At 71.9% G+C, this 7,284-nt stretch carries 9 protein-coding genes; 3 read left to right on the plus strand and 6 right to left on the minus strand.

The window, feature by feature from the left end; translation table 11 throughout:
• Positions 1–51 precede the first annotated feature (51 nt).
• The 3 genes from AB0M83_RS48025 to AB0M83_RS48035 are packed head-to-tail and all read right to left on the minus strand — an operon-like array spanning position 52 to position 2,120.
• Positions 52–822, minus strand: coding sequence for an alpha/beta hydrolase (locus AB0M83_RS48025; RefSeq protein ID WP_364529372.1), 771 nt, complete (start codon positions 820–822; stop codon positions 52–54).
• A 59-nt stretch (positions 823–881) separates the two neighbouring features.
• The gene (locus tag AB0M83_RS48030; RefSeq protein ID WP_364529375.1) at positions 882–1,559 is read right to left on the minus strand and encodes a uracil-DNA glycosylase; all 678 of its coding nucleotides are present in this window, start codon (positions 1,557–1,559) and stop codon (positions 882–884) included.
• Between the two features lie 30 nt (positions 1,560–1,589).
• Complete coding sequence (locus AB0M83_RS48035) at positions 1,590–2,120, minus strand: gamma carbonic anhydrase family protein (RefSeq protein ID WP_364529378.1); 531 nt, start codon at positions 2,118–2,120, stop codon at positions 1,590–1,592.
• A 33-nt stretch (positions 2,121–2,153) separates the two neighbouring features.
• Here AB0M83_RS48035 and AB0M83_RS48040 point away from each other — a divergent pair, with 33 nt between their 5' ends.
• Positions 2,154–3,368 carry a glycoside hydrolase family 27 protein gene (locus AB0M83_RS48040; protein WP_364529381.1) on the plus strand — a complete coding sequence of 405 codons (1,215 nt, stop codon included), beginning with the start codon at positions 2,154–2,156 and terminating at the stop codon, positions 3,366–3,368.
• On the opposite strand, the gene AB0M83_RS48045 is transcribed toward AB0M83_RS48040, so the two are convergent.
• Positions 3,355–3,834, minus strand: coding sequence for a GNAT family N-acetyltransferase (locus AB0M83_RS48045; protein ID WP_364529384.1), 480 nt, complete (start codon positions 3,832–3,834; stop codon positions 3,355–3,357). The genes AB0M83_RS48040 and AB0M83_RS48045 overlap by 14 nt on opposite strands.
• A 16-nt stretch (positions 3,835–3,850) precedes the next feature.
• Positions 3,851–4,807 carry a thiamine-phosphate kinase gene (locus AB0M83_RS48050; protein ID WP_364529387.1) on the minus strand — a complete coding sequence of 319 codons (957 nt, stop codon included), beginning with the start codon at positions 4,805–4,807 and terminating at the stop codon, positions 3,851–3,853.
• Between the two features lie 124 nt (positions 4,808–4,931).
• On the opposite strand from AB0M83_RS48050, the gene AB0M83_RS48055 reads away from it, so the two are divergent.
• Complete coding sequence (locus AB0M83_RS48055; protein WP_125306405.1) at positions 4,932–5,165, plus strand: Lrp/AsnC ligand binding domain-containing protein; 234 nt, start codon at positions 4,932–4,934, stop codon at positions 5,163–5,165.
• Positions 5,166–5,184: 19 nt separating this feature from the next.
• Complete coding sequence (locus AB0M83_RS48060) at positions 5,185–5,724, plus strand: DUF3515 domain-containing protein (RefSeq protein WP_364529390.1); 540 nt, start codon at positions 5,185–5,187, stop codon at positions 5,722–5,724.
• A 7-nt stretch (positions 5,725–5,731) separates the two neighbouring features.
• On the opposite strand, the gene AB0M83_RS48065 is transcribed toward AB0M83_RS48060, so the two are convergent.
• On the minus strand, positions 5,732–6,826 hold the full coding sequence (locus AB0M83_RS48065; RefSeq protein WP_364529393.1) for a D-alanine--D-alanine ligase family protein: 1,095 nt from the start codon (positions 6,824–6,826) through the stop codon (positions 5,732–5,734).
• Positions 6,827–7,284 lie beyond the last annotated feature (458 nt).

A 7,284-nucleotide genomic window follows, 5' to 3' on the forward strand; every position in this document is an offset into this window, starting at 1 on the left:
GTTCGGTGCGTCAGACGCACCGAACGCCACATTGGGGCGCTTGGGACCTGCCTACTTGAGGAAGCCGACCAGCAGGTCGCGCAGGGACTCCGGGTACTGAAGCACCCCGTGGTCCTGGCCCTCCAGGGTCTCGTGGCGGGCTCCAGGGACCAAGGCAGCCGCCACGCGGGCTCCTGACTGCAGCTCCTCCGGGCTCGCGCCGCCGCCGATGACCAGCGCCGGCACCGAGATGCGGGCCAGGTGGTCCGCACGCGGCCGGGCGCCCGGGCCGCAGATCGCCAGGTCGTACGGCAGCGTGTGCGCCAGCGCCGTGAACCAGCCCCACACCGGAGCCGCCTTCATGCCCTCGACCATCTCCGCGGGAGTGCCCGCGACCATCAGGAACGTCGCCACCGCGCCGTCGCGATCACCCGCCGCGAGCTGCGCGCGCACCTTCTCCACGACGTCGGCCCGCGGGTGCTCAGGAGTCGCGTACGGCGGTTCGTACGCCACCAGCTTCTCGATCGGCAGGCCGGCGGCGGCCGCCTCCAGGGCCAGCACCGCGCCCGACGAGTGCCCGAACACCGACGCCGTCCCGCCGGCCTCGGCGATCAGTGCCGCGATGTCCTCGATCTCCCGCTCGATCGCATAAGTACCGGCGTCGCCGCTGGAGCCGCGTCCCCGCCGGTCGTACGCGATCGTCGTGAAGTCGCCGGCCAGCACCTCGGCCAGGCCCGCGACGGTCGTCCGGTCGTTGAACGCGCCGCCGACCAGGATGACCGGCGCGCCCGCGCCGCGCCGCTCGTAGGCGATGGACGTGCCGTCCGCCGATGTGACGTTCATTTCTCCTCCAAAGGGTTCACCCCCTGGTCGGAGCCGTCACGCGGATCCGGACACCGGACCTAGGGGAGTTTCCAGTCGACCGGTGCCGCGCCCTGCTGCTCCAGCAGCTGGTTGGCCCGGCTGAACGGCCGCGACCCGAAGAAGCCGTTGTGCGCCGAAAGCGGGCTCGGGTGCGCCGACTCGATGCACGGCACCTCGCCCAGCATCGGGCGCAGGTTCCGCGCGTTGCGGCCCCAGAGGATCGCCACCATCGGCTCCGACCGCGCCGCGAGGGCCTTGATCGCCTGCTCGGTGACCGCTTCCCAGCCCTTGCCCTGGTGCGAGTTCGACTTGCCGGGCTGCACGGTCAGCGACCTGTTGAGCAGCAGGACGCCCTGGTCGGCCCACGGCGTCAGGTCGCCGTTGGACGGCAGCGGGTGGCCGAGGTCGTCGGCGTACTCCTTGTAGATGTTGACCAGGCTCTTCGGGATCGGCCGGACGTCCGGCGCCACCGAGAAGCTCAACCCCACCGCGTGCCCGGGCGTCGGGTACGGGTCCTGGCCGACGATCAGCACGCGCACGTCGTGGAACGGCTGCTTGAACGCCCGCAGCACGTGTTCACCCGCCGGCAGGTACGTCCGGCCCGCGGCGATCTCCGCGCGGAGGAACTCCCCCATCGCGGCGACCTGCGGCGCCACCGGTTCCAGGGCCTCGGCCCAGCCTGCCTCGACGATGTCCTGCAGCGGTCGTGCGGTCACGGCGCGCCAGCCTACCGGGCGTGGCCGGCGTCACCCGAGCGGGTCGAGCCGCCTCAGCTCGGTCCGGAACCGCTGCCCGCGTTCGACGTAGGAATCCACCACCAGCGCGATGTTCTCCGCGCTGAACGACTTGTTCTCCCGCGTCTTCGCGGGCACGCCGAGCGCGATCTCGCCGGTCTTCACGTGCGAGCCGTACGACAGCACCGCGCCCGCGCCGACCATGCCGCCGTCTTCTACGACCGAGCCGTTCAGCACCACCGAGCCGGACGCGATCAGGCAGCCGGTGCCGATCGTCGCGCCCTCGACGTGCACCGCGTGCCCGATCGCCGACGACGGCCCGAGGATCGTCGGGTGCCGCTCGGTGCAGTGCAGGACGCAGCCGTCCTGGACGTTCGACCGCTCGCCGATCTCGATGTACCCGTGGTCGCCGCGCAGCACGGTCTGCGGCCACACCGACGCGAAGGCGCCGATCCGGACGTCGCCGATCACGGTCGCGTCCGGGTGGACGTAGGCGTCGGGGTGGATCGTCGGTTCGAGGGAACCGAGCGCGTAGATCGGCATGCCGCCTCCGGGGTGACCGCGGTTTCACTTGCCGTGCGATTGGATCACGGCATCGCCGCGAACCGGAACGCCAGTACCGGGAGCACGGGCCTCGTGCTCCTGCTCATCGTGCTGACCTGGCTGCTCAGCCTGCCCGGCGCGTCCCCGGCACTGGCGAACGGTCTCGCCGCGACCCCGCCGATGGGCTGGAACAGCTGGAACCAGGTCCGCTGCCACGACCTCACCGAGGACGTCGTCAAGCAGGCGGCCGACGCGCTGGCCGACACCGGCCTGCGGGACGCCGGCTACCGCTACGTCGTCGTCGACGACTGCTGGCAGGCCTCGAAGCGCGCCGCCGACGGCTTGCTGGAGGCCGATCCGACGCGCTTCCCGCACGGCATCGCCGACCTCGCCGACTACGTCCACTCCCGCGGCCTGCTGTTCGGCATCTACGCCGTGCCCGGCAGCCGGACCTGCGCGATGGCCAACGACGCCTACGCGGCGGCCGGCATCGGCTCGCTCGGCCACGAGCGCCAGGACGCCGAGACGTTCGGCCGCTGGGGCGTCGACTACCTCAAGTACGACTGGTGCAACGCCGACACCGTCGACGGCCTCGACCGGAAGGCGGCGTTCGAAAAGATGCGCGACGAGCTCGCCGCGCTACCCCGCCCGATCGTCTACGCGATCTCCGAATACGGCGTCTCCAGCCCGTGGACCTGGGCGCGGCCGGTGGCGAACCTCTGGCGGACGACCAACGACCTGGGCCCGACCTGGGATTCGGTGCTCACGACGATCGACCAGCAGGCCGCCGTCGCGCCCCACAGCGGCAGCCCGGGCGGCTGGAACGACCCGGACATGCTGCAGGTCGGCAACGGCACGCTGACCGCGGACGAGGCCCGCGCGCACTTCAGTGTCTGGGCCGTGCTGAACGCGCCGCTGTTCGCCGGCACCGACCCGGCGAAGCTGGATGACGACGACCTCGCGACCCTCGCCAACCCCGAAGCGATCGCCGTCGACCAGGACTTCGCGGGCGGGCAGGGCCGGCAGCTCGCCGCGGGTCCCGGCTACCAGGTGTGGGGCAAACCGCTGACCGGCGGCGGGTTCGCGGTGGTGCTGCTCAACACCGGCACCACCACCGCGACCGTCTCCGCGGCGATCCCGGGCGCGTGGACCGTCCGCGATCTCTGGGCGCACCAGGACGTCGGGAGCGACGTCTCCGCGACGCTGCGGCCGCACGCGGCGGCGCTGCTGAAGCTCACACCGAGGTGAGCTCCTTGCCGAAGCACCGGCTTTCGGGCTCGTTCTTGTACACGCCGAAGTTCGGGATCTCGGCGTACCCCGACGACGTGTAGAGCGCGATCGCCTCCGGCTGCAGGGTGCCGGTCTCCAGGACCGCACGCTTGCGGCCGCACAACGCCGCCGTGCGCTCCAGCTCGGACAGGATCATCCGCGCGAACCCGCGGCCGCGCGCCGAATCGGCGACGTACATCCGCTTGAACTCGGCGTCGCCCTCCTGGAAGTCGGGCGCGGGGCCGTCGTGGGCGCGCCACGCCCCGCAGGCGACGGCCTCGTCGCCCTGGTAGCCGACGAGGAACAGGCCCTCGGGCGGGTCGAAGTCCGCCGGGCTCATCGGGGTGGCGTCTTCACTGCCGTAGCGCTCGACGTACACCTGCTGCACCGCGGCCATGAGCTTGGCCGCGTCGGGATGGTCGAAGGGGACCGGAACGATTCTCACGTCCACCGACTTTAGTTCAGCGCCAGTGCGTCCAACCGCTTTCTCGCGTAAAAGGCTTGCCGTCCACGGTGATCCCGGAGTCCGCCATCGTCACCACGCCGATGGTGCGCCAGCCCTCGGGGAGCTCGGCGAACGGCGGGAACGTCGCCACCAGCGCGTGGTCCTCACCGCCGGTGAGCACCCAGTCCAGGGGGTCGGCGCCCAGGGCGGCGCCGACTTCGGTGAGCCGCGCGGGGATGTCGAGGTCGGCGGTCCGGACGTCGAGGCCGACGCCGGAGGCCTCGCCGATGTGGGCGAGGTCGGCCAGCAGGCCGTCGGAGACGTCGATCATCGCGGTGGCCCCGGCGAGGGCGGCGCGCGGACCGGCGTCGTAGGGCGGCTCCGGGCAGCGCTGGGCGTTGACGACACCGACCGGGGAGCGGAACCCGCGCCCGAGCACGGCGAGGCCGGCGGCGGCCCAGCCGAGCTTCCCGCACACCGCGACGAGGTCGCCGGGCCGGGCGCCCGAGCGCGTCACGGGTTCGCGGTCGCCGAGGTCGCCGAGCGCGGTGACGCTGATCACGAGCTGGTCGGCGCGGACCATGTCGCCGCCGGAGACGCCGATGCCGGCGCGCTCGGCCTCGGCCCACATGCCGTCGGCGAGCGCGGTGACGAGCTCGCGCGGGGTGTCGGGCGGGCAGGCGAGGCCGACCAGGACGGTGGTCGGGGTGGCGCCCATGGCGGCGATGTCGGCCAGGTTGACCGCGACGGCCTTGCGCCCGACGTACTCGGGCGGCGACCAGTCGAGCCGGAAGTGGACACCCTGGACGAGCACGTCGGTGCTGGCGACCACGCGGCCGTCGGGCGCGGCGACGACAGCGGCGTCGTCGCCCGGACCGAGGAGCGTGCCCGGGGGCTGGCGCCGTCCTTCGGTGACGGCGCGGATGAGCGCGAACTCGCCGGTCTCGGCGACCGTCGCGTCGTTCGGTGACACCGGTCACCTCTGCTTTCTCTACCGGGACAAAGATCGATCACCGATAGTCGGATGCCCTATGTTTTTCGGTGAGCTGGCTATACGTTCCTACCTGAGCTGACCGATCCCGACGAAAGGGCGCGCCGTGGTCCACGCATACATCCTCATCCAGACCGAGGTCGGCAAGGCGGCCGCGGTGGCGGCCGAGATCTCCAGCATCCCGGGTGTCACCAGTTCGGAGGATGTCACGGGACCGTACGACGTGATCGTCCGCGCGGCCGCCGACAGCGTCGACCAGCTGGGCCAGCTCGTGGTCGCGAAGGTGCAGAACGTGGAAGGCATCACGCGGACGCTGACCTGCCCGGTAGTGCATCTCTGAGCAGTGGTGTAGTGGTGGCGTGCCTGACTCCGATACCGGTGCCCCACCCAGGGTGGTGCTCGTCACGGCCACCGCGCTCGCCGTGGCCCTCGCGGTCGCCGTCGCCGTTTTCGCGCTGACTCTGCGCTCCTCGGACTCCGACGCCTCCGGACCGCTGCCGCTGGTCCCCGTGCCCGCGCCCTTCGCGGGGTCGCCTGGCTGCACGACGTTGCTGGGCGCGGTGCCGACCGAGCTGACGTCGAACGGCACCCGGCTGAAGGTGCGCACCCTGGCCGACCCGGCGCCGCCGGCCACCGTGGCCTGGGGCTCGGACGACCCGCTGGTGTTGCGCTGTGGCCTGGACCGGCCCCCGGAGCTGACGCCGACCGCGGCGCTGCGGCTGGTGAACAAGGTGCAGTGGCTGCAGGTGCCGGGCGACGGCGCGTCGACGTGGTACGTGGTCGACCGCGAGGTCTACGCGGCTTTGACGGTGCCCGACAGCGCCGGGACGGGGCCGCTGCAGCAGATCTCGGACACGGTCGCGGCGAAGCTCGCGCCTCGGCCGCTGCGGTTCTCCTGACCTGTTCTCAGCGCAGGCCCGTGCCCCGTGCGACGGCCGTCTCGATGAGGGTGGTCAGCAGGGTCGCGTAGTCCACGCCGGTGACCTCCCACATCTTCGGGTAGGCGGACTTCGTCGTGAAGCCGGGCATGGTGTTGACCTCGTTGATGGTCAGCTCGCCGTCGGCGCCCACGAAGAAGTCGACGCGCGCGAGGCCCTGGCAGTCGAGCGCCTGGAACGCCTTCACGGCCATGGCGCGGAGCTTCTCGGTGAGCGCGTCGTCGAGCTTGGCCGGGATGTCCAGCTCCGCGTCGTCGCCGAGGTACTTGGTTTCGAAGTCGTACCAAGCGTTTTCGTCTTCGGAGAGGACGCGGATCTCGGCGGGCAGCGAGGCTTCGACGCGGCCGTCCGGGAACTCGAGCACCCCGCACTCGACCTCGCGGCCGACGACGGCGGCTTCGACGAGGACCTTGGGATCGGTGGCGCGCGCGAGCTCGATGGCGGGGTCGAGGTCGTCCCAGTTCGTGACGCGGCTGATGCCGACGGACGATCCGGCGCGCGACGGCTTGACGAAGACGGGCAGGCCGAGCTTGGCCTTGTCCTGCTCGTCCAAAGTGGACTGATCACGCCGGAGGGCGGCGAAGGTGCCGACCGGAAGCCCTTCGGCGGCCAGGAGTTTCTTCGCGGTTTCCTTGTCCATGGCGGCGGCGCTGGCGAGGACCCCGGGGCCGACGTACGGGATGCCGGCCAGTTCGAGGAGGCCCTGGATGGTGCCGTCCTCGCCGAAGGCGCCGTGCAGCACCGGGAAGACGACGTCCACCTGGGAAAGCAGCTCGCTTTCCCGCCCGGCTTCGACGGCGACGAGGCCCTGGCTGGAGGGATCCCCGGCGAGGACGAGCGACTTGCCGTCGTCGACGGACGGCAGTTCCCGGCCCCGGATGGCGAGCTGCGCGGAGTCCCCGGTACCGAGCACCCACCGGCCCGCGCGGGTGATCCCGACCGGCACGGCTTCGAAGCGTTCCGGATCGAGGTTCCCCAGGACGCTGCCGGCGGACAGGCAGGAGATGGTGTGCTCACTGCTGCGCCCACCGAACACGACCGCCACCCGGATCTTCTCGCTCATGGTGAGCCACCGTACCCGGTGACCTCGGCGAACAGCCGAGGCCGGTGCGCCGGAAGGACGCCCCCGGGCGGCGAGCGCAACCTGCGCGGGCCTTGCCGCGTCTGGTACATCGAGGGACCGGTGGGCCTGGGCTCGGCCTTGGTCCCCGAGTCATCGGCCGCCCCGGGCAGAGCCCGCCCTCCCCTCGGGGGCCACCGCCTGCACCAGCGTATCGGCGAGGGCCGACACAAAGCCGGGAAAGCCGCCTGGGATGGGCACGTTGTCCACATCCCGGCCAGGCTGTGGACAACCAGACCAGGTCCTCGACGCCGCACGCTTCGCACCGCTGCGCTTCGCGCCTCTCGCCTTCCGCCGCGCCTTCCGCCTCGCTCCTCGTGCTGCGCGCTGCGCCCCACCGCTTCGCTCCTGGCGCACGCACTCCCCCAATGTGGCGTTCGGTGCGTCTGACGCACCGAACG

The organism is Amycolatopsis sp. NPDC051106 (assembly GCF_040682775.1).
GTDB lineage: Bacteria > Actinomycetota > Actinomycetes > Mycobacteriales > Pseudonocardiaceae > Amycolatopsis.

Excerpts from the sequence above, each read along its gene's own strand:
- AB0M83_RS48025 (WP_364529372.1), bottom strand. The coding sequence starts at position 822 with ATGAACGTCACATCGGCGGACGGCACGTCCATCGCCTACGAGCGGCGC.
- AB0M83_RS48035 (WP_364529378.1), bottom strand. The coding sequence starts at position 2,120 with ATGCCGATCTACGCGCTCGGTTCCCTCGAACCGACGATCCACCCCGAC.
- AB0M83_RS48065 (WP_364529393.1), bottom strand. The coding sequence starts at position 6,826 with ATGAGCGAGAAGATCCGGGTGGCGGTCGTGTTCGGTGGGCGCAGCAGT.